A 19,468-nucleotide genomic window follows, 5' to 3' on the forward strand; every position below is an offset into this window, starting at 1 on the left:
GACCTGCGTGCCCTGGTGCGCTTACTGTGCCAGGTAGCCGCCGTCGACGGGGTAGTGAGAGCCGGTGACGAAGCTTGCAGCATCGCTTGCGAGGAAGGCGATCACGGCCGCTACCTCGTCGGCTTTACCGAGTCGCCCGATCGGGTGCTTGCTCTCGGTGTATCGAAGCATGTCTGCGTCCATGTTGTCTTCGACGAGGGGGGTGAGGATGAAACCAGGTCCGACAGAGTTGATGCGGACCCCCTGCGCGGCGTAGTCGAGTGCGGCAGCTTTGCTGAGCCCCAAGACGGCGTGTTTTGAGGTGATGTATGCGCTGGACATGGCGACGCCGATGCTGGAAGCGATCGAGCCGGTGTTGACGATCGCGCCCCCGCCATTCGCGACAAGGGCCGGCAGTTGGGCCCGCATTCCGTTCATGACCCCGGTGACGTTGACGGCGAGGACTTCGTCCCAGGTCTGCGTGGGGTAGTCGGCCGCGGCAGCTACCGATCCGCCAATGCCTGCGTTGTTGATGGCAATGCCGAGAGGTGCGAGCTCGCTGGCTTTGCGGACGGCTTCGAAGGCGTGCTCCGGGTCGGTGACATCTCCGACCAGTCCTGCGGCTTTGCCGCCGGCGGCGATGATCTCATCGACCGCGCTGTGCAGCAGTGGGGCGTTGATATCGGTGAGAAGAACGAATGCGCCGTTCGCGGCAAGCAAACGAGCAGTCGCCCGACCAATGCCGGATGCGCCCCCCGTCACGATTGCGGAACGGTTGGCGACGTCATATGCGGCCATGATGTGCTTCTTTCTCTAGGGGTGATTTGTGCGTCAAATGAAGGTTTGCGTGAAGGAACTGCCCACGATCGTTGGATAGAGGGCGCCTGTTCTTCGGGAATGAGTCGTTATACGGGAAAGGTGACGCCAGTGAGTTCCTCGGACACGGACCACAGGCGGCGCTGTGTTGCCAGGTCGTAAGAGGCGGCGCTGGAGGTAACTAACTGCGGGTGTCCTCGCGTCTCGCGCATACGGTCAGGGCCGTAGTACTGGCCGCCGAGCACGCTTGCATCAGTTGCGGCACGCAGAGTGGGGAGTGCGCCTCCGGCAGCGCTCTGGGCTAGCAGTGGCTTGACGACGGCGGAGGCGACCCGCGCGAGAGCGGGCAAGTTCTGGGTCAGCTCGGTGGAGGCGTTGCCCGGGTGCGCGGCGACGGCCACAGTGCTGCCGCGCTCGGCGAGGCGACGCTGCAACTCGTAGGTGAACATCAGGTTGGCCAGCTTGGCCTGGCCGTAGGCGGCGACCCGGTCGTAGCTGCGGTCCCACTGCAGGTCGTCGAAGTAGATGTCCGCGCGAATGCGGTGACCGTAGCTGCTCACCGTCACCACCCGAGAGCCCGGCACGGGCAGAATGTGGTCGAGCAGCAGCCCGGTCAGCGCGAAGTGACCGAGGTGGTTCACGCCGAACTGCAGGTCGAAGCCGTCGGCTGTCTTCTGCTGAGGCGTGTACATCACGCCGGCGTTGTTGATCAGAAGGTCGATCCGCGGGTGCGCAGATCTGAGATCGGTGGCCGCTGCGCGCACGGATGCCAACGAATTCAAGTCCAGGTTCTGCACCGAGATGTTGGCCCCGGGCACATGGGCGCGGATCTTGGACGCGGCCTGCTTGCCCTTGTTGATGTCGCGAACGGCGAGCACCACGGTCGCGCCGTGATCCGCGAGTCCGAGGGCGGTCTCGAATCCGAGACCACTGCTGCCTCCGGTAATCACCGCGACGCGCCCGTCCTGGCGGGGAATGTCGTTCAAAGTCCATGGGGTGGTCATAGGGCAGCTCCGATTTCGTGGTCAACTTCCGGTGATGCCACTATACGGCATATCTGCTACTGAGTGCCACCTGCGCCTATTTCCCTGTATGGTGGTACACATGAACGAGTCCACCCCTATCCCCGTGCGCGAACGAGCCCGACGGGCCATGCGCACCGAACTGGCGATGCTGGCCCAGGACCTGTTCGCGGTCAAGGGATACGAGCAAACAACGATCGACGACCTGGTGGCGGCTGCCGGTATCTCCAGGCGCACGTTCTTCCGCTACTTCACCTCGAAAGAGGACCTCATGCTGGGCAAATATGATGCGTGGTCGCAGATGCTTGCCGAGGCACTCGCTGCACGGCCCGTCGACGAGCCGGTCTGGGAATCGCTGAGGAGGGCGTTCGACGTCGTCGTCGAGCACTTCGAAGACGCGACACTCGCGGAACGGGCTCTTGCGATCGAGAAGATCATTCACGACAATCCCGCGTTGAGTGCGGGGGAGCTCGAGCGGATCTCACGGGTCCAGGGCGATCTCGCCGAACTCGTAGGCGCGCGGATGGGCCCCCTAGCGGCCACCGACCCGCGGCCCACGGTCATTGCCGGCGCGGCCCTGACCTGCGTCATCGCCGCCAAGGACGTATGGATCACCACCGACCGCGGTCGACCGTTCGGAAAACTGCTCGACGAGGCCATGAGCGCGATCCAGCCGGTATGAGCGCGGCACGGCCGACCGGGTAGCGCCCTCCGCTTCGTCCCGGGGCAGCTCTACTTAGAGGCGTCCCAATAAGCGGAGTTGATTGTCGAGCGAGTCATCGCTGACGTTGCCGCGGCGAGGCGGAGCGTTACTCGCCTTGGCTGGCCTCTGTCTGGCCCAGCCGTCATTGCCGACACGCTTGCGATCGCCGCCGACGCTCGAGCGAAGGGGCGCACGGCTGAAGATGCCGCTCGGCTTGTTCACTGGAGTCGATCCACTCTCTACCGTCACCAGCAACCCGTCGAAGACCAGGTACCCTCGCCGTTCTCATGCTGGTGGTTGTATCGAGCAGCGCCATCTCCGATGCCGGTACTCCAACGTAGATGATCATGCCTGACCGCTCCGGCGCCCGATCAGCGAGGCACCCGCAACACCAGCTCGAACCCGCCATCCGGCGTCGGCCCGGCCGACGACGAGCCGCCGTGGATCTCTGCCCGCTCGGCCAGCCCGAGCAACCCGTGCCGCGCCGAGGGCAGATCGAGCGCGGGTTGAGCAGGCGACGAGTTCGTCACCGTCACGACGATCTGATTCCGCTCGACGACTCCGCGCACGGTGACTCGAGCGCCCGGCGCGTGCTTGCGCACATTCGTCAGGCCCTCCTGGACCGCGCGATAGAGAGTGCGCTGCACCGCGGGGGAGAGGTCATCAGGAAGAAAGAGGTCTGCTTTGACGTCGAGGCCGCTGCCCGCGATCAGCTCGTCGATGCTCGCCAGTGTCGGCTGCGGGGTGAGCGACACGCCCTCGTCAGCCGGCCCCCGCAGCACGAGCACCATCTGCCGAAGCTCCTCGAGGGTGCGCGACGCGAGGCGGCGGATCGTCAGCGAAGCCTCCTTCACCTCGCGGTCCGCCGACCGAACCTGCAGCGCGCCGGCCTGCACCGAGATGAGGCTGACCTGGTGCGAGACCACGTCGTGCATCTCGCGGGCGAGTTGCACCCGCTCGGCGGCGCGCACTTCGTCGCTGATGCGCTCGCGCTCCTGATCGCGCAGGATGCTGAGCTCGGTGACCCGGCGCGCCAGCTCACCGTAGGTGCGGGCCAGCAGGCCCAGGGCGGTAGGGCCGGATGCGACCATGAGGCTGTAGATGATGTCGGGAACGGCCTCGGCGAAAGTGAGGGATTCGGCCCAGAAGCTGGTGTTGCCGATGAAGACGATGACGGCCGCGACGAGCACGCCGAGGCGTGACTTCGAGAGCGCCGCCACCGTGTACAACGCGATGATCGCGGCCACGTTGGATGCCCCGAAGAACAGGCTGGGCAGCGTGAGGGCGAGCGCCAGGTAGGGCACGCGTCTGCGCAGCAGCAGGCCCGCGGCCGCGACGATCGTGTAGATCGTGTCGGTGTCGGTCGTGCGCCACAGGCTGAGCAGCCCATCGGTGAGCGCCAGCCCCGCGAGGATCAGGTCGATGACGATCGGGGGAGTGCGCGCGAAGAGACGATACGCGGCGTTCATCGTGTCTCTCCGTGGCTCTCGAGCAGGCCCGCTCGATCGGCCACGAGAGCCGCCTGCACGCGGGTCGCGACGCCGAACTTGGCCAGGATCGAACTCACGTGGTCTTTGATCGTTCCGCTGCTGAGATGCAGCGCCGAGCCGATCTCCGTGTTGGATGCTCCGCCGCCGAGTAAGACGAGCACGTCGCGTTCTCGCGTGGTGAGCTGCGTCACCTGCTTCTTCGCGAGCTCGTTGTCGACAGTGCCGAGCTGCCGGTGCAGCACGGCCCGGCTCGCCTCGGCCGACAGCACGACGCCGCCCGTGGCGAGGCTGCGCACCAGATGCGGCAGCTGCTCGGGGTCGGTGTCCTTCACGAGGTAGCCACTCGCTCCGCGCCGCAATGCCTCGGCGATGTAGCTGTCGGTGTCGAAGGTCGTGAGCATCGCCACGACCGGGCCGCCCGCGTGGGGATCGAGGTCGCTGAGGATCTCGAGGCCGTTGCGCCCCGGCATCCGGATGTCGAGCAGCACGACGTCGGGATCGGTCTCGGTGATCAGGTCGACGGCCCCATGGCCGTCGGTGGCACCCACCACGACGATGTCGTCGACCGCCTCGAGGATGAAGCGGAACCCGCTTCGCACGAGCGCCTCGTCGTCGATCACCACCACGCGGATCATCGGGTTCTCCATCCTGTTGGTCTCCACCGTAGGGCTAGAAACTGCGCTGTCGGGGTCGCGGGGGCGAATACCCCCCAGGTGCCGGGGGTACTCCGGTCGCCCGGCGGATACTGCCGCGGGCGTCGCTGCCGGAGAGTCGATGTATCGCCACCGACAGGTCGCGAATCCATCACCTCGAGAAGGAGTCGTTTATGAGCGCAGCTTCGGTCGCCGCACCGCCCGCCCCGTCGATCGTCGACGCTCAGGCCGTTCGTCCTCGCATCCGCGGCATCGACCTCGCCCGGGGCCTCGCCCTGTTCGGCATGTTCGCGGCGCACGTGGGGCCGTCGTCCGACGTCGGCGGCCTTACCGGGGCGGTCATGTTCGCCGCGTCCGGCCGCTCGTCGATTCTCTTCGCCACCCTCGCCGGTCTCTCGCTCGCTCTGCTCAGCGGCGGCGCGACGCCGCCCGGCGCATCCGACCCGCGGCGCACCCGACTGCGTATCGCCGTGCGCGGCCTGCTGATCATGGGAATCGGCGTCACACTCACCGCGATGGGAACCCCAGTGGCCGTCATCCTCGCCTACTACGGCGTCTTCTTCCTGCTCGCGATCCCGTTTTTGCGGCTGAAGGCCCACACCCTTCTCGTGATCGCCGGATGCTGGGCTATCGCGGGCCCCGTCGTCGCTCTTCTCGTGCAGTCGTGGTGGTGGGGCTCGAGTGCGGCGGATGTCGTCGCCCGCGTCGATCCCATCACGCTCATCTCGGGCGAGGGCATAGACCAGCTGCTCGTGACGGGCATCTACCCCGCCGTCACCTGGATGCCGTTCATCCTCGTGGGTCTGGCGCTCGGACGGATGGACATCGCTCGGCTCTCGCGCACGACGATGCTCGCCATCGGTGTCGGTATGGCCTTCGTCGCCTACGGATTCTCGGCTCTGCTCACCCCCCTCGGGCCGCGGCCGGTCGCTGGCCCGCCCGACGCGTCGAGCGCGATCGACTGGTCGATTCTGCTGGGGGCGGATGCGCACACCGGCTCGACCTTCGAGATCGTCGGCGGCATCGGGGTCGCGCTGTCGATTCTCGCCCTGTGTCTCGCCGCCGCGGAGCGGCTGCCCCGCCTCACCCGGCCGATGGTCGCCGCGGGATCGATGTCGCTGACGATCTACGTTGCCCACGTGTTGACGATCAATGTCGCCGGTCTCGATGCGATGCCCGGGCCGCCTCTCTGGGTGCTGCTGGCCTTCATCGTCGGATCGATCGCCTTCGCGCTGATCTGGTTCCGTTTCGCTCGGCGAGGTCCCCTCGAATCGCTCGTGCACAGCACCACCACGGCGCTCATCGCGCGCCCCACCTCACTCTCCGCAGATCACAACCACCGATAGAAAGACACACTCATGAGAACTCGCAACATCGTCATCATCTCCGCCGCAACCGTCGTCGTCGCCCTCGGCGCCACAGCGTTCGTCGCCGGTCCCACTCTCTATAGAGACCTCGTGGTCGGCCCGGCCGCGGCGGCACCGACCGAGAACCTCGGGGTGCTGAAGCCGAGTACGCTCAGCGGTGACCAGCTCGCGGGCTTGTGGAAGACGGGCTCGAGCTCCTACGCCGGGTACCGCGTCAAGGAGGTTCTGAACGGAACCGACGTCACGGTCACTGGCCGCACCTCGAAGGTCGACGCCGCAATCACGACGACGTCCGACACGGTGAAGAGCGCCGAGATCAGCGTCGACGTGGCATCGATCGCCACGACCGAGGCGGCGCGAGACGAGTACTTCCGCACCACCGCGATCGACACGAGCAAATTTCCCAAGGCGACCTTCACGATCGCCGAGCCGCTGAATATCGACCCCTCGTCGCTGGCGAAGTCTCAGACCGTGCAGACGAAAGGCAGTCTCAGCATCAACGGCGTCACCAAAGAGGTGACTGCGCCGGTGACCTTCGCCCTCAGCGGCGACGGAGCGATCCTTGCCGGCAGCGTGCCGATCACCTTCGCCGACTACAGCGTCACCGCTCCCGACCTCGGCTTCGTGAAGGTGGAGCCGAAGGGGTCGATCGAGTTCTCGCTCGACCTGCAGAAGAGCGCGGCGAGCTGATGGGTCGGGTGCCCGACCTGGGTATCCGGTGCGTATATCCGCCGCCGAACCCGACCCGCGGCATCCGAAACACACCGGCAACACCGCCACACTAGGCTCAGGGCATGGTCGACCTGTTCGCCGGATACGGCGCCACACTCAAGCCTCGCTCCTCGCGCGGATCCGCGAGCGCCTGGGACGAAATGTTCCCCGAACCGAGTTCTCTGGCACCCGTCGAAGCCCGCGCCGCCTATAAAGACGTGTACCAGGCACTGGCCCGCATGACGCAGGAGGAACTGCGCGGGCGCACCGACGCGCTGGCCAGTTCGTACCTCGCTCAGGGCGTCACCTTCGACTTCGCCGGTGAAGAACGGCCCTTTCCGCTCGACGCCGTTCCGCGGGTCATCGAGCAGAAGGAATGGCTGAACGTCGAGGCCGGAATCAAGCAGCGGGTCAGGGCGCTCGAGGCCTTTCTCGCCGACATCTACGGCCCCCAGCACGCGGTGCGTGACGGCGTCATTCCCGCGGCGCTGATCAGCTCGTCGAGCCACTTCCACCGTCAGGCCGCGGGTATCGTCTCGGCCAACAACGTGCGTATCCAGGTGTCGGGAATCGACCTGATCCGCGACGAGAAGGGCGCCTGGCGAGTGCTCGAAGACAACGTTCGCGTGCCGAGCGGCGTCAGCTACGTCATCTCCAATCGCCGCGTCATGGCGCAGACACTGCCCGAACTGTTCGTCAGTATGCGCGTGCGCCCGGTCGGCGACTACCCCAACAAGCTCCTGCAGGCCCTCCGCGCTTCGGCCCCCGCCGGAGTAGACGACCCCAACGTGGTCGTGCTCACCCCCGGCGTCTACAACTCGGCCTACTTCGAGCACACCCTGCTGGCCCGACTCATGGGCGTCGAGCTCGTCGAGGGCCGCGACCTCTTCTGCTCGGGTGGCAGGGTCTGGATGCGCACCACGGCCGGTCCGATGCGCGTCGACGTGATCTATCGCCGGGTCGACGACGAGTATCTCGACCCGCTGCAGTTCCGCGCCGACAGCCAGCTGGGCTCGCCCGGCATCATGATGGCGGCACGACTCGGAAACGTGACGATCGCCAACGCGGTCGGCAACGGCGTCGCCGACGACAAGCTCGTCTACACCTACCTGCCCGACCTCATCAAGTACTACCTGGGCGAGACCGCGATCATCCCGAACGTCGACACCTGGCGCCTCGAAGACCCGGCCTCGCTCGAGGAGGTGCTCGACCGCCTCGACGAACTCGTCGTGAAGCCGGTCGATGGTTCGGGCGGCAAGGGTCTCGTCGTCGGCCCCGCCGCATCCAAGACCGAGCTCGAGACGCTGCGCAAGCGGCTGTTCAAAGACCCGCGCGGATGGATCGCGCAGCCGGTCGTTCAGCTCTCGACGATCCCCACGCTGGTCGAAGACGGGATGCGGCCGCGCCACGCGGATCTGCGTCCGTTCGCCGTCAACGACGGCAGCGACGTCTGGGTTCTGCCCGGCGGGCTCACGCGCGTGGCGCTTCCCGAGGGCGAGCTCGTCGTGAACTCGAGCCAGGGCGGCGGATCGAAGGACACCTGGGTCATCGGACTCGAGCCCGACTTCTTCCACGAGTCGTCGGCGCGCAACATCCAGGGGCTGGTTGCCGATCAGGCGGCGAACACGCAGTCGATTCCGATCGTCGGCAAGCACGCGGTCGATCACTCGCCCCAGGACAAGCCGCAGAACGACCAGCAGCAGCAACAGCAGCAGGCGCGGTGGAGCCCGGGGCATCCGCCTCTACCGGCGGCGCGTCTCGAGGGGCTCGACGAACGGACCGAGGGGGCAGACGAATGCTGAGCCGCATCGCCGAGAGCCTCTTCTGGATCGGACGCTACATCGAGCGCAGCGACGGCACCGCCCGCATCCTCGATGTGCACCTGCAGCTGCTGCTCGAAGACCCGTGGATCGAGGAAGACCTCGCCTGCCGATCGCTTCTCGCCCTCATGGGCAGCGAGGTGCCCGGCCCCGAGCGGGAGCTGACGCGCCAGGACGTGCTCGCGACACTCGCGGTAGACCGCACGCATCCCGCATCCATCGCCTATTCGCTGGGCGCGGCCCGCGAGAACGCCCGCCGGGCGCGTGAGATCGTGTCGACCGAGCTGTGGGAGTGCCTCAACACGACCCGCGCCAAGATGCCGCGCAAGGTCGCAGCCGAGAAGACCCACGAGTTCTTCGGCTGGGTGCGCGAGCGCGCCGCGCTCGCGGTGGGCATCGTCGAGGCGGGAACCAGCCGCGACGAGGCCTGGCATTTCTTCAACCTCGGCCGTTCGCTCGAGCAGGCCGACATGACGGCCCGGCTGCTGGCGACGAGAAGCCTCACCGAGGCATCCGGCCCCAGTTGGACGACCATTCTGCGATCGTGCGGCGCCTACGAGACGTATCTGCGCACCTATCGGGGCGTGCCCTCGGCGCGCAACGCGGCCGAGTTCCTGCTGCTCGACCGACTGTTCCCCCGCTCGATCATCTTCTCGGTGTCGCGGGCAGAAGAGTCACTGAGGGCGATCGAACCGCGCAACGATCGCGTCGGCGTCACCGACAACGCTCAGCGTTTGCTCGGCCAGATCCGCAGCCAGCTCGAGTACCGGCCCATCATGGACATCCTCCACGAGCTGCCCAAACACATGGACAGCGTGCAGGACGCCACATCGACCGCGTCGGAGGCTATTCGCATGCGCTACTTCCCCACCAACGCGGCTCCTTCCTGGACGGGAGAGAACACATGAACCGGCTCCGCATCCGGCACGTCACCGGATACCGCTACGAGGGCGAGGTGGCGGCGTCGTACAACGAGGCGCGCATGCTGCCCGTCTCGTCGGGCGACCAGTTCGTGCTCTTCTCGAATCTCGAGATCGCGCCCGTGTCGAGCAACCACAACTACCTCGACTACTGGGGAACCCGGGTGTCGAGCTTCGAAGTGCTGACCCCGCATAAAGAGCTGTCGCTCACCGCCAACAGCCTCGTCGAGGTGCGCCCCCGCCCGCACAAGCCGCACGCCGTCGGCTGGGACGCCCTGGCCGATGCCTCGGCGAAGGCCACCGCGTTTGTCGAGCACTCCAAGCAGACCCGCCTCACCGACCCCGCCGACGACATCGTCGAGCTGGCGGGCGAGATCGCGTCGCGCTACGAGAGCCCGTGCGAGGCCGCCCTCGAGATCTGCTCGGCGATCGGCGATCAGATGCAGTACGTGCAGGGTGTCACGCACGTGCATTCCACGGCGAAGGACTCCTGGGCCGACAAGCGCGGAGTCTGCCAGGACATCGCGCACATCGCCCTCGGTGCGCTGCGTTCCGTCGGAATCCCCGCGCGCTACGTGTCGGGCTACCTGCACCCGAAGCCCAACGCCGAGATCGGCGAGACGGTCGCGGGGGAGTCGCACGCCTGGGTCGAGTGGTACTGCGGAGAGTGGCGGGGCTTCGACCCCACGAACTCCATCGACATCGGCGACCGCCACGTCACGGTGGGCCGCGGTCGCGACTACAACGACGTGGCTCCGCTGCGCGGCGTCTACGCCGGCCCCTTCGGCTCGAGTCTTTTCGTCACCGTGGAGATCACCCGAGAGAGCTGAGCCGGTGCACAATGAACGGGTGCCCCAGTTTCTCAGCGACCACGGCGTCGCCATCAGCTATTCCGCATGGCCGATCGATCGCCCCCGGGGCGTCGTGCAGATCGTGCACGGCCTCGGCGAGCACTCGGGCAGGTACGCCGAACTCGCGGGCCGGCTGAACGCATCCGGATACGCCGTCTACGCGCACGACCTGCGCGGCCACGGCGAGACCGCCCGGCTGCCCGGGGGCGAGACGCAGCCCGGCCAGCGCATGGGGCCCGACGGCGTGCGCACGGCCGAGGCAGACATCCTGCGATTCACCCGGTTGCTGCGCGACGAGGTTCCCGGAGTTCCGCTCTTCGCCCTCGGCCACAGCCTCGGTTCGCTGCTGCTGCAGCGGGTCGTCAACACGCGATCGACGGCGTTCGACGGTGTCGTGCTCACGGGCACGGCGTTGCGGATGCCGGGGTCGCTGGATGGCGGCGACCTGACGCGGCGTCACCGCCCGGGCCGCGGCCAGGGATCGGGGTTCGAGTGGCTCAGCCGCGATGTGGCGATGCAGGCGGCTGCGGCGGGCGACCCGTTCATGTTCGAGGCGAAGGCGCTGAAGGAGCTCGGAGTGCGCGACGGCCTGCTGCTGTTCGGGCTGCCGGGTCGAGAGATGCGCCGAGACCTGCCCGTGCTCATCATGGGTGGAAGCGACGACACCTTGGGCGGCACCGCCAGCATGCGCCGGCTCGCGCGCGCCTTCACGCGGCGGTCGAAGCTGACCGATGTCGAGGTCGTGGTCTTTCCGGATGCCCGGCACGAGGTCTTCAACGAGACGAACCGTGCGGCGGTGGCCGACCGCCTCGTCGATTGGCTCGAGCACCGCACCCGCTGATTGCAGCGGCGTAGGCTGGCTGCATGCATGGTGAGTACAAGGTCCCCGGTGGAAAACTCGTGGTCGTCGACCTCGACCAGGTCGATGGTCGCATCGCGAACTTCCGGCTGGCGGGTGACTTCTTTCTCGAGCCCGACGACGCACTTCCCCTGATCAATGCCGCCATCGAGGGCCTGCCGGTCGAGTCCGATGCGGCGACCATCGCCGCAGCGGTAAAGGCCGCGCTCCCCGAGGGTGCGCAACTTCTGGGCTTCTCGCCCGAGGCCGTTGCGGTCGCCGTGCGACGCTCCCTCGCAAAGGCCACCGGATGGCGTGACTACGACTGGCAGGTCATCCACTCGAAGGCCGTCCCGCCGGTCGAGCAGATGGCTCTCGACGAGGTGCTCGCGATCGAGGTCGGCGAGGGCCGCCGCCAGCCCACCATGCGCATCTGGGAGTGGGAGTCGCCCGCCGTGGTGATCGGCAGCTTCCAGTCGTTGAAGAACGAGGTCGACCTCGAGAACGCCGACAAGTACGGCTTCGACGTCGTTCGCCGCATCTCGGGAGGCGGCGCCATGTTCATGGAGGCCGGCTCCGTGATCACCTACTCCATCTACGTGCCCGCGGCGCTGGTCTCGGGCATGACGTTCGCCGACTCCTACGCCTTTCTCGACGAGTGGGTCATCATCGCGCTGAAGGCGCTCGGAATCGACGCGCACTACGCGCCGCTCAACGACATCACGAGCCCCACGGGCAAGATCGGCGGGGCCGCGCAGAAGCGACTCGGCAACGGCGCCGTCGTGCACCACGTGACCATGAGCTACGACATGGACGGCGAGAAGATGGTGCAGGTGCTGCGCATCGGCCGCGAGAAGATGAGCGACAAGGGCACGAAGTCGGCGGCGAAGAGGGTCGACCCGCTGCGCAGCCAGACCGGTCTCTCTCGCGCCGAGATCATCGACAAGATGATCGCGACGTTCACGGGACTCTACGGCGCGACGCCCGGTGGCATCACCGACGAGGAGTACGGCAAGGCCGAAGAGCTGGTGCGCACCAAGTTCAGCACGCCGGAGTGGATCGCCCGCGTTCCCTAGAGATCAGCGCGTCGTGAGCGGCTTGTACTCGTCGTGATTGTCGATGTAGCTCGCCACAAAGGGGCAGGCGGGAATCACGCGCTGCGTGCCCTCGGCGATCTGGTCGAGAACGCCCTGCACCAACACGCTGCCGAGCCCCCCGTGCTGCTTGCTGGGATCGATCTCGGTGTGCGTGATGGCGATCGCATCGCCCCGCTCCTCGTAGTCGGCGAGACCGACTTGTTCGTCATCGATCCAGAGGGTGTAGCGGCGGGCATCGGGCTCATGGCGCACTTCGCGGCTCTGCATTCAACGAACGATACGCCTCGTCAAGACCTGCCACAATTGCAGGATGCCCGATCATCCGACAGACCCGGCGTCTGACCAGGGAGTCAGCCGGATCATCCAGGGTGACAATCTGCCCGTTCTCGCCGGCCTCGCCGACGAGGCGTTCACGCTCATCTATCTCGACCCGCCGTTCAACACGGGCCGCGTGCAGAAGCGGCAGTCGACGACATCCGTTCGAACGCAGGCCGGTGCCGGCTCGGTGACGGGATTCAAGGGCCGCAGCTACGAACGCATCAAGGGCGATCTGCTCGCCTACGACGATGTGTTCGAGAACTACTGGGAGTTCATCGAACCCCGACTGATCGAGGCATGGCGCCTGCTCGCGCCCGACGGAACGCTCTACCTGCACCTCGACTACCGCGAGGCCCACTACGCAAAAGTTCTGCTCGACGCCCTGTTCGGGCGCGAGTGCTTTCTCAACGAGATCATCTGGGCCTACGACTACGGCGCCAAGTCGAAGAGCCGCTGGCCGGCGAAGCACGACACGATTCTCGTCTACGTCAAAGACCCAGCCCGCTACTACTTCGACTCCTCAACGGTCGATCGCGAGCCCTACATGGCACCCGGTCTCGTCACGCCCGAGAAGGTCGAGCGCGGCAAGCTGCCCACCGACGTGTGGTGGCACACGATCGTGTCGCCGACCGGTCGAGAGAAGACCGGCTATCCCACTCAGAAGCCCGAGGGTATTCTGCGTCGCGTCATTCAGGCGTCGAGCCGCGAGGGTGATTGGGTGCTCGACTTCTTCGCGGGCAGCGGTACGACCGGCGCGGTCGCCCACGCGCTCGGCCGCCGCTTCGTGCTCGTCGACCAGAACCCCGACGCGATCCAGGTGATGCACGCCCGCATGCCCGACGTTCCCGTGCACGAGGCCTGAACGCATCCGCGCCCGTTGGGCGCATGCGCCACCGGTCGACCGGCAGCGGATGCGCCCAACAGGCGCGGATGGGCTGGTTCGGGCGGCCCTAGTGCACGGGCATCGGCACGGCGTCATCGGCCTCGGCCGATCCGGATGCGCTGGCGCCGGTCGCCGGTGCGGCCGCGTTGTGCGACAGCGACAGGCCCTGGCCGCGGCGGCGGAACAGCAGAGCGGAGACGACCGCGCCCAGCGCGAAGAACGCTGCGCCCCACCAGTACGCGGTGGCGTAGCTCGCGATCGCGGCGTTCGCGGCGACGTCGGCCGAGGCCGCATGCGACGCGAGATAGTCGGTCGCAGCGGTGGCGGCCAGGGTGTTCAGCAGGGCGACACCGATCGAGCCACCCACCTGCTGGCTCGTATTGACCATGGCCGACGCGACACCCGCGAACTCTCGGTCGACGCCGAGCGTGGCCGTCTGCATCGACGCGGGCATGATCGTGCCCATTCCGAAGCCCATGAGCATGAGTGCCGGAAGGACGTTCGCCGCATAGCTGCTGTCGAGGTCGAGCCGGGTGAGCATGATCATGGCCACTGCGGCGATGACCATTCCGAGGGGAACCATGATCTTCGGCCCGAAGCGCGGCACGAAGATGTTGGTGCCGAGCTGGGCGGCGAGCACGAGCATGGCGATCATGGGCAGGAACGACAGTCCGGTCTGGATGGGCGAGAAGCCCAGTGAGGCCTGCAGGTAGTAGGTGACGAAGAGGAAGATGCCGAACATGCCCGCACCTGCGATGAGCACCGAGGCGTAGGCCGCGCCGCGGTTGCGATCGAGCACGATCGTCAGCGGCAGGAGGGGGTGGGCCGCGCGACGCTGCCAGAGCACGAACGCGACGAGCAGAACGGCGGCGCCCGCGAGCATCCCCCAGGTGAGCGGCGAGCCCCAGCCGTCGGTCTCTGCGTTCGCGAAGCCGTAGACCAGGCCGAAGAGGCCGCCCGAGATGAGCACGGTTCCGGGGATGTCGAGCTTCGGCCGCGGACCGGTGCGCTTGGATTCCGACACGTAGATCGCAGCGCCGATCACGCCGATGACCGCGATGAAGACGTTGATGTAGAGGTTCCAGCGCCAGTCGAAGCGCTCCGTCAGGAACCCTCCGAGCAGCAGGCCGACCGCCCCTCCGGCTCCGGCGATCGCGCCGAAGATTCCGAAGGCGCGGGCCCGCTCCTTGGGGATGGTGAAGGTGGTGGTGAGTACCGCGAGGGCGGTCGGGGCGAGCAAGGCGCCGAAGACACCCTGCAGGGCGCGTGCCGCGACGAGCGTGCCGAAGCTGTCGGCCGCGCCTCCCAGCGCCGAGGCCACGGCGAATCCGATGAGTCCGATGATGAAGGTGCGCTTGCGGCCGATGAGGTCGGAGAGACGGCCGCCGAGGAGGAGCAGGCTGCCGAAGGCGAGGGAGTAGGCGGTCACGACCCACTGGCGGTCGCCGTCACTGAATCCGAGATCGGTCTGGGCGGCGGGGAGGGCGATGTTGACCACGGTCGAGTCGAGTACGACCATGAGCTGGGCGAGGGCGACGACGGTGAGCGTCAGCCAGCGGCGTTGGGAGACCTTCGCGGCGTCGGCGACGTCCGAGGGCGATGAGGTGATCTGGGTCATGGGGAAAGCATATACGGAACTGTAGAGTTCCGGATAGATTCAGTTCCGGATCTTCGCGGTTCTCTAATTGATACACTGGATATATCAGCGATCGCCAGAGACATGAGGAGACGGCCGCAATGACGCAGCTCGACGCCAGTCAGAACATCACCGACGACGCCCCGAAACTCGGCCGACGGCGAGACCCGGCCAAAGACCAGCAGATTCTGGATGCCGCCGTCGAGGTGCTCGCGGAGACCGGCTTCGACGGCATGACGATCGATATGGTCGCCGCCCGAGCCGGAGCGGGCAAGGCCACGGTGTACCGCCGCTGGGCGTCGAAGAACGAACTCGTTCTCGACGCGGTCGCGTGCCTCAAGAAGAGCGACCTCGACGCGCTTCAAATCCCCGACACGGGAACGCTGCGCGGAGACCTGGTGGCGATGATCCGCCCGCCCACGATCGATGACGCCGAGCGCAAGCTCAAGGTCATGGCCGGCCTCGCGTCGATGCTCTCCTCCGCTCCCGAGCTCGCCGATGCCGCCAACGAGGCCATCGTCGAGCCGCGTGCTCGCATCAATCGCATGCTCTTGAATCGCGCCATCGACAGGGGAGAGATCGCCGCCGATATCGACATTCAGCTCGTCTCGTCGATCTCGCCCTCGATGGTGGCCTACCGCTCGCTCATTCAGCGCCGGCCGGTCGACCGCGACTTCCTGATCTCGGTAATCGACGGGGTGATCCTGCCTGCTGTCGGCCTGCCCCGCGGGTCGTCGAACTAAAGCGTCGTCGACTCCCTGATGACCAGGCTCGTCGGCATGATGCTGGCTCGCTCGATCTGCTCTTTAGCAATCAGGCGGACGAGGGCGGCGGCCATGCCCGCCCCGAGCTCCGACGACGGCTGATGCACCGTGGTGAGGGTCGGGCTCAGCGCTGTTCCGAGAGGATCGTCGTCGAACCCCGCCACCGCGATGTCGCCGGGAATCGACAGTCCGCGCTCGCGCAGTACCGGATAGGCGCCGGCAGCCATCTGGTCGTTCGCGAAGAACACGGCGTCTACCGACGGGTCGCGCTCCAGTAGCCGCGCCATCGCATCCGCACCCGACGCGGGCGAGAACCCGCCGACCTCGACCAGGTCGTCGGCGAGACCCGCGGTATCCATGGCTTCGCGCCACCCGCGCAGGCGATCGACGCCCGGCGGCATGTCCTGGGGGCCTGCGACCGTGGCGATGCGCGTGCGACCGAGCGCGATGAGGTGCTCGGTGGCCGAGCGGGCGGCGGCCACGTTGTCGACGTCGACGAAGTAGCTGTCGTCGAGTTCGGGGGTGAGGGGGCGGCCGCCGAAGACGATCGGCAGCTTCTGTCCGAGGCGCGTGTACGAGTGGTCGCCTGAGTGGTGCGACACCACGAGGGCGCCATCGACGTTGCCGCCGAGCAGGTAGCGCCGGGTCTTGTCGCTCGAGCTCTCCGACGCGATGAGCAGGTTCAGCGTGTAGTCGGTGTCGTTGAGGTACACGGCGACGCCCTGGATGACGGCGGCGAAGAAGGGGTCGCTGAACACGATCGACGTCTGCTCGGGAACGATGAGCGCGATCACATTCGTGCGCCGACTCGCCAGCGAGCGTGCCGCCCTATTGGGCACGTAGTTCAGCTTCTCGATGGCGGCGTTCACGACGGCGGTCACATGCGGGGTCACCGCTGTCGATCCGTTCACAACGCGAGAGACGGTGGCCCTAGAGACCCCGGCCTCGTGCGCGACCATCTCGAGTGTGGGCGCCTGCGGGATCGCCTGCTCGGCCGCCGGATCCTCGGAGTGATCGATCGACATTGGCGCTGCCCTTCTGCTGCGAGGACACCAGTCTAGAAGCGCGACTGGCCACTGCCGTGACCGACGACGCGCTAGCATCCGGATCATGAGTGATTCCGCTTCGACCACCGATTCCGTTGATGTGACCGGACGAGGCGATACGGGGCTGGTCCGGCCGGTGATCCGCACCAATGTGCTTGCGATCGTCTCGTTCGTCGCTGCGTTCGTCGTACCCGTGGCCGCGATTATCACCGGCTTTCTCTCGCTGTCGCAGATTCGACGCACGGGGGAGGAAGGTTCAGGTTTGGCGAAGGCTGGCATCATTGTCGGCTTCGTTTTTTCCGCGGGTGTGGCGGCATTCTTCGTCGTCTGGCTCTCTCTTTTCGTGACGCTACTCAACGGCGGCACAGTCAACTGAAAGCGGGTGGCCGTGTTGAGATGCGGGATATGGCCGCTTCGAAGCCGCGGGATGCGGCCATACTCCGCACCTCAGTGGCCTTTCCCGCCGCGGCCGCGCCTCTTACGCTCGGAGAATGACCGAATCGATTCCGCCCACCTCTGTTCGTCAACTCCGACTCGTGGTCGAGGCTGACGATTACGATGCGGCTGTCGCCTTCTATCGCGATGCGCTCGGTCTCACGGAGCAGGCCGCCTACGAGGGTGAGGGCGACGCGAAGGTGATGATCCTGAATGCCGGGCTCGCGACCCTCGAGATCGCCAACCCTGCCCAAGTGCGAATGATCGACGGGGTCGAGGCCGAGGGAAAGCCGAGCGCGCGGATCCGGATCGCCTTCGAGGTCGACGACTCGCCGTCCGTGACCAACGATCTCGTCGAAGCGGGTGCTGAGCTGATCGCCGAGCCGCGCGAGACCCCTTGGCGGTCGGTCAACTCGCGGCTCGACGCGCCCGCTGGCCTGCAACTGACGGTGTTCCAAGAGCTTGACTCGCTCGAGTCGCGGGAGGTCAGCCCCGGGTTCACGACCGGCGACTGACTGGCAGCTTGCCCGTGGCGCACCACCGAGTTGTCTGAATCCGCTGCCTCAGGGCGCGACGAGGGGGCAGATGTGGCAAACCGGACGCGCAGAGCGGATGCGCGTGGCGCCCCGCCCGCGCGGTTATTCCGCCGCGGGCCGTCCCGCGAACACCGCAGCGAACGCGCGGCCGGAGTCCTTGATCGTGCGCTCCTGCGTGTCGTAGTCGACGCGCACAATGCCGAATCGCTTGTCGTAACCCCAGGCCCACTCGAAGTTGTCGAGCAGCGACCACACGAAGTACCCGCGAACATCCGCGCCCTCGGCGATGGCCTCGGCCACGGCCGCCACGTGCGCCAGGATGAACGCCGCCCGCTCGGGGTCGTGCACCGCGCCGTCTGGTGACACGACGTCGTCGTAGGCCGCGCCGTTCTCGGTCATGTAGAGCGGCGGCAGGTTCGGGTACTCGTGGCCGAGGCGCACGAGCAGGTGGCGCAGCCCGTCGGGGTGCACCTCCCAGTCCATGGCGGTGCGGGGCAGGCCGCGGCTCGGGAACGTCAGGAACTCGCTGCCGACGAACGGCGACGACAGCGGTCGCCCGTTCTCGACGAGGTGAGGATCGATGGCCCCGGCTTCCAACGGGTGTCCACTGACGACGTCGTCGTGATAGTGGTTGATGCCGAGAAAGTCGATGGGCGCCGAGATGATGTCGAGGTCGCCGTCGTGCACGATTTCAGACAGCTGGATGCCGACGGCCGCCAGATCGTCGGTTACATCGGCGGGGTAGGCACCGCGCAGCACGGGGTCGAGGAAGATGCGGTTCATCATGCCGTCGAGGCGGCGCGCGGCATCGAGGTCTACCGGATCAGCGGCGTCGGCGGGGATGGCGTTGGTGAGGTTGTACGTGACGCCCAGGTTCTGTGCGCCGAGTTCGCGCAGTCGGTTCACGGCCAGACCGTGTGCGAGGTGGTGGTGGTGCACGGCCTGGATCGCGGCGAGCGGTTCGCGGCGACCGGGCGCGTGCACGCCGGCTCCGTATCCGAGAAGCGCCGAGCAGAACGGCTCGTTGAACGTGGTCCAGTGCTCGACGCGGTCGCCGAGAACCGCGTAGACGCCCTCGGCGTAGTCGCGGAAACGGTAGGCGGTGTCGCGGCTGGCCCAGCCGCCCTGCTCCTCGACGGCCTGCGGCAGGTCCCAGTGGTACAGGGTGAGCCAGGGCAGGATGTCGGCGTCGAGCAGGTCGTCGACCAGGCGCGAGTAGAAGTCGAGCCCGGTACGGTTGAACTCTCGGTCGCCCGGCTTGATGCGCGACCAGCTCGTGGAGAAGCGGTAGGAGTCGAGGCCCAGCTCTTTCATGATCGCCACGTCGCCCGCGAAGCGGTGGTAGTGGTCGACCGCGACCTCGGGGGTGTCGCCGTTGATGATCGCGTTGGGAACGCGTGCGAACGTGTCCCACACGGAGTCTTCTTTGCCACCCTCGTGGGCCGCCCCTTCGATCTGAGCGGCGGCCGTGGCCGAGCCCCAGATGAAGCCGGGAGGAAAGGACGAGAATGTGGGTGTGTCGAGCGACATGGTGGTGACGGGCTCCTCAGTTGCGACGAGAGAGCGCTCTCTCGGCATTCTCA

The 19,468-nt window shown here is 66.9% G+C and carries 20 protein-coding genes and 1 pseudogene; 13 read left to right on the forward strand and 8 right to left on the reverse strand.

All coding sequences use genetic code 11. The features are described from left to right. Nucleotides 1-21: 21 nt before the first annotated feature. Both ASF79_RS00890 and ASF79_RS00895 read right to left on the reverse strand, forming a co-directional pair. Nucleotides 22-777, reverse strand: coding sequence for an SDR family NAD(P)-dependent oxidoreductase (locus ASF79_RS00890; RefSeq protein ID WP_055850903.1), 756 nt, complete (start codon nt 775-777; stop codon nt 22-24). A gap of 107 nt (nt 778-884) precedes the next feature. Continuing rightward, nucleotides 885-1,799: an SDR family NAD(P)-dependent oxidoreductase gene (locus ASF79_RS00895; RefSeq protein ID WP_055850907.1), complete on the reverse strand. Its 915-nt coding sequence runs from the start codon at nt 1,797-1,799 to the stop codon at nt 885-887. Nucleotides 1,800-1,899: 100 nt separating this feature from the next. On the opposite strand from ASF79_RS00895, the gene ASF79_RS00900 reads away from it, so the two are divergent. Together ASF79_RS00900 and ASF79_RS17620 are read left to right on the forward strand one after the other, a co-directional pair. After that, nucleotides 1,900-2,499, forward strand: a complete 600-nt coding sequence (locus ASF79_RS00900) for an acyl-CoA-like ligand-binding transcription factor (protein ID WP_162239050.1) — start codon at nt 1,900-1,902, stop codon at nt 2,497-2,499. A gap of 75 nt (nt 2,500-2,574) precedes the next feature. Then, nucleotides 2,575-2,865: pseudogene (locus tag ASF79_RS17620) on the forward strand (hypothetical protein); the annotation flags it as partial. Nucleotides 2,866-2,891: 26 nt separating this feature from the next. Here ASF79_RS17620 and ASF79_RS00910 read toward each other — a convergent pair. Continuing rightward, on the reverse strand, nt 2,892-3,989 hold the full coding sequence (locus ASF79_RS00910) for a sensor histidine kinase (RefSeq protein WP_055850919.1): 1,098 nt from the start codon (nt 3,987-3,989) through the stop codon (nt 2,892-2,894). Further along, complete coding sequence (locus tag ASF79_RS00915; RefSeq protein ID WP_055852928.1) at nt 3,986-4,645, reverse strand: response regulator; 660 nt, start codon at nt 4,643-4,645, stop codon at nt 3,986-3,988. The genes ASF79_RS00910 and ASF79_RS00915 overlap by 4 nt, the downstream gene beginning before the upstream one ends. 191 nt (nt 4,646-4,836) lie before the next feature. On the opposite strand from ASF79_RS00915, the gene ASF79_RS00920 reads away from it, so the two are divergent. From ASF79_RS00920 to ASF79_RS00950, 7 genes are all read left to right on the forward strand, one after another. Beyond that, complete coding sequence (locus ASF79_RS00920; protein WP_055850923.1) at nt 4,837-6,009, forward strand: acyltransferase family protein; 1,173 nt, start codon at nt 4,837-4,839, stop codon at nt 6,007-6,009. 12 nt (nt 6,010-6,021) lie between these two features. Further along, nucleotides 6,022-6,720: a YceI family protein gene (locus ASF79_RS00925; protein ID WP_055850926.1), complete on the forward strand. Its 699-nt coding sequence runs from the start codon at nt 6,022-6,024 to the stop codon at nt 6,718-6,720. A 104-nt stretch (nt 6,721-6,824) separates the two neighbouring features. Continuing rightward, a complete protein-coding gene (locus ASF79_RS00930) occupies nt 6,825-8,543 on the forward strand; it encodes a circularly permuted type 2 ATP-grasp protein (protein ID WP_082495605.1) in 1,719 nt (572 codons plus the stop codon). Further along, nucleotides 8,537-9,469 carry an alpha-E domain-containing protein gene (locus ASF79_RS00935; protein ID WP_055776729.1) on the forward strand — a complete coding sequence of 311 codons (933 nt, stop codon included), beginning with the start codon at nt 8,537-8,539 and terminating at the stop codon, nt 9,467-9,469. The genes ASF79_RS00930 and ASF79_RS00935 overlap by 7 nt, the downstream gene beginning before the upstream one ends. Further along, on the forward strand, nt 9,466-10,311 hold the full coding sequence (locus tag ASF79_RS00940) for a transglutaminase family protein (protein WP_055850931.1): 846 nt from the start codon (nt 9,466-9,468) through the stop codon (nt 10,309-10,311). The genes ASF79_RS00935 and ASF79_RS00940 overlap by 4 nt, the downstream gene beginning before the upstream one ends. A 19-nt stretch (nt 10,312-10,330) precedes the next feature. Beyond that, nucleotides 10,331-11,173 (forward strand): alpha/beta hydrolase, encoded by an 843-nt coding sequence (locus ASF79_RS00945; protein WP_235500591.1) that lies wholly within the window; start codon nt 10,331-10,333, stop codon nt 11,171-11,173. A gap of 23 nt (nt 11,174-11,196) precedes the next feature. Then, nucleotides 11,197-12,246, forward strand: a complete 1,050-nt coding sequence (locus ASF79_RS00950; RefSeq protein WP_055850933.1) for a lipoate--protein ligase family protein — start codon at nt 11,197-11,199, stop codon at nt 12,244-12,246. A 3-nt stretch (nt 12,247-12,249) separates the two neighbouring features. Here ASF79_RS00950 and ASF79_RS00955 read toward each other — a convergent pair whose 3' ends face one another. Beyond that, nucleotides 12,250-12,534 (reverse strand): GNAT family N-acetyltransferase, encoded by a 285-nt coding sequence (locus tag ASF79_RS00955; protein WP_055850936.1) that lies wholly within the window; start codon nt 12,532-12,534, stop codon nt 12,250-12,252. A 43-nt stretch (nt 12,535-12,577) separates the two neighbouring features. On the opposite strand from ASF79_RS00955, the gene ASF79_RS00960 reads away from it, so the two are divergent. After that, complete coding sequence (locus tag ASF79_RS00960; protein WP_055850940.1) at nt 12,578-13,447, forward strand: DNA-methyltransferase; 870 nt, start codon at nt 12,578-12,580, stop codon at nt 13,445-13,447. Nucleotides 13,448-13,535: 88 nt separating this feature from the next. Here the strand turns inward: ASF79_RS00960 and ASF79_RS00965 are convergent, their stop codons facing one another. Continuing rightward, the gene (locus ASF79_RS00965) at nt 13,536-15,086 is read right to left on the reverse strand and encodes an MFS transporter (protein ID WP_082495607.1); all 1,551 of its coding nucleotides are present in this window, start codon (nt 15,084-15,086) and stop codon (nt 13,536-13,538) included. A gap of 119 nt (nt 15,087-15,205) precedes the next feature. Here ASF79_RS00965 and ASF79_RS00970 point away from each other — a divergent pair, with 119 nt between their 5' ends. After that, nucleotides 15,206-15,847: a TetR/AcrR family transcriptional regulator gene (locus ASF79_RS00970; protein WP_055850943.1), complete on the forward strand. Its 642-nt coding sequence runs from the start codon at nt 15,206-15,208 to the stop codon at nt 15,845-15,847. On the opposite strand, the gene ASF79_RS00975 is transcribed toward ASF79_RS00970, so the two are convergent. Next, the gene (locus ASF79_RS00975; RefSeq protein WP_055850946.1) at nt 15,844-16,893 is read right to left on the reverse strand and encodes a LacI family DNA-binding transcriptional regulator; all 1,050 of its coding nucleotides are present in this window, start codon (nt 16,891-16,893) and stop codon (nt 15,844-15,846) included. The two genes, ASF79_RS00970 and ASF79_RS00975, sit on opposite strands and share 4 nt — an antisense overlap. A gap of 85 nt (nt 16,894-16,978) precedes the next feature. On the opposite strand from ASF79_RS00975, the gene ASF79_RS00980 reads away from it, so the two are divergent. Both ASF79_RS00980 and ASF79_RS00985 read left to right on the forward strand, forming a co-directional pair. Next, the gene (locus ASF79_RS00980; protein ID WP_055776710.1) at nt 16,979-17,290 is read left to right on the forward strand and encodes a DUF4190 domain-containing protein; all 312 of its coding nucleotides are present in this window, start codon (nt 16,979-16,981) and stop codon (nt 17,288-17,290) included. Nucleotides 17,291-17,405: 115 nt separating this feature from the next. Continuing rightward, nucleotides 17,406-17,864, forward strand: a complete 459-nt coding sequence (locus ASF79_RS00985) for a VOC family protein (protein WP_055776707.1) — start codon at nt 17,406-17,408, stop codon at nt 17,862-17,864. Between the two features lie 123 nt (nt 17,865-17,987). Here ASF79_RS00985 and ASF79_RS00990 read toward each other — a convergent pair whose 3' ends face one another. Further along, nucleotides 17,988-19,415, reverse strand: a complete 1,428-nt coding sequence (locus tag ASF79_RS00990) for a glycoside hydrolase family 1 protein (protein WP_055852935.1) — start codon at nt 19,413-19,415, stop codon at nt 17,988-17,990. Between the last annotated feature and the right edge of the window lie 53 nt (nt 19,416-19,468).

This window comes from Agreia sp. Leaf335, assembly GCF_001423605.1.
GTDB lineage: Bacteria > Actinomycetota > Actinomycetes > Actinomycetales > Microbacteriaceae > Agreia.